General features: G+C 68.6%; 2 protein-coding genes. One reads left to right on the top strand and one right to left on the bottom strand.

Annotated features, from left to right (window positions below; translation table 11 throughout):
• Positions 1-85: 85 nt before the first annotated feature.
• On the top strand, positions 86-490 hold the full coding sequence (locus tag ACFVWU_RS44900; RefSeq protein ID WP_387632516.1) for an ATP-binding protein: 405 nt from the start codon (positions 86-88) through the stop codon (positions 488-490).
• A 4-nt stretch (positions 491-494) separates the two neighbouring features.
• On the opposite strand, the gene ACFVWU_RS44895 is transcribed toward ACFVWU_RS44900, so the two are convergent.
• Positions 495-1328: a hypothetical protein gene (locus ACFVWU_RS44895; protein ID WP_387632513.1), complete on the bottom strand. Its 834-nt coding sequence runs from the start codon at positions 1326-1328 to the stop codon at positions 495-497.
• Between the last annotated feature and the right edge of the window lie 219 nt (positions 1329-1547).

The following is a 1547-nucleotide window of genomic DNA, read 5'->3' as shown; positions in this document are numbered from 1 at the left end:
TGTTGCCTCGTTCAACCCCTTGACCTGCGGCCTCACACGTAAACGCAACGGTGTTGTTGCTGAGCCCGTCGACATCGTCGAGTGGATGTTCCCCCGCCTCCCCCGCAGCGCCGGCCGCGCCCGCGTCCGCTTCATCCGGCAGGCCTTCGAGTGGAAGGTCCCCATCGACTCCGCCGAGACCGGCCTCATCCTCCTCAGCGAACTCGTCACCAACTCCTGCCGTCACGCCCGGGGTCCCCGCGACCGCATGATCGGCGTCCGCGTCCTCCTCCCGAACCCCTCCCTCCTCCGGATCGAGGTCTCGGACGCCAACTCCACTCTCCCGACCATCCGGAACGCCTCCCCCAACGACGAGTCCGGCCGGGGCCTCGAACTCGTCGCAGCCCTCGCCACCTCCTGGGGCGCGCACCCGCGCGGCGAGGGCCACATCGGCAAGACCACCTGGTGCGAACTCGCCCTCCCCACCCCCGCCAACCCCCACGGCGACTGACCGGCTACTTCACGGGCTTGGCCAACTCCCGTGCCAGCGACACCGCGTCAGGGAACTCCCCTGACTTGTCGGCGTTGACCAGGAGGTCCAGCACTCGGTCGCCGATGCGGACGAGGATCGTCTCGGTGCCCAGGTAGCCCCCCTCCGGGAGCATCTTGAAGTCCAGTGCCTCGTCGCCCAGTCCGGCCACCGGCTTGGCGACGAGGCGTATCTCGATATCGCTGTGGCCCTGGCCCGTGCCCTTCTCGGTGAACGACGGGCAGCGCGCCGCGAAGTCCCTGATCACACCCAGCTGCTTCGCCGCGTCGCCGGCGCGGAAGGAGGCCACGGTCACCCCGGCGGCGTGCTCGCCGTCGGTGGACCTTATGTCCTGACGGGCGTACGCCGCGTAGCCGTCCAGCACCGTCAGGTTGTTCATGACGCTGCACGGCGCCGTGGGCCCCAACCCCGTGGTGGCGGAGAGCACCTGCGATCCGCTGTCCGACGGGGTGCTGGGGCCGTACTTGCTGTTGAGGGTCCAACCCGACGGGACGGTCTCCTCGATGGGCAGATACGCCCTGAGGGCGCTCCCGAGGACGATCGACGGATCCACGACCGGGGCGGTCAGGGTGGGCGTCGGGGCCGGCAGGATGGGGTATCGGGTCGGGAAGTCCGTCACAGTCACCTTGACTGTCGGGGCGACGGATATCGCCTCCGTCGGGCCGACCGCCTTCGGTGAACCTTCACTGGAACACCCGGCCACGGCGGCCAGAGCGAGCAGGACCCCCGCCGCCACCGGAACTCGCACCTTGGCCATGGTGAACCTCGCTTCCTTCGCGCTGACATGACAGATGGTCACCAACGCTACCGTGCCGACGCCAACCGCTGCTCGGCCTTCCGTTCCCCCTCATGCCCGCGCGAGAAGTCGGACCGGCCGACTTCTCGCGCTCCTCCGGGCGTCCCCGTCCCCCTCGCCTTCGGGCTCTGTCTCAGACAATCTGATTCCATGAGGCTGATGACTGCAACACCGTTGCGTTTACGTGTGAGGCCGCAGGTCAAGGGGTTGAACGAGGCAACG

The sequence above is a fragment of the Kitasatospora sp. NPDC058190 genome (genome assembly GCF_042883685.1).
Classification (GTDB): domain Bacteria; phylum Actinomycetota; class Actinomycetes; order Streptomycetales; family Streptomycetaceae; genus Kitasatospora.
This window is presented reverse-complemented; position numbering and strand designations above follow the sequence as displayed.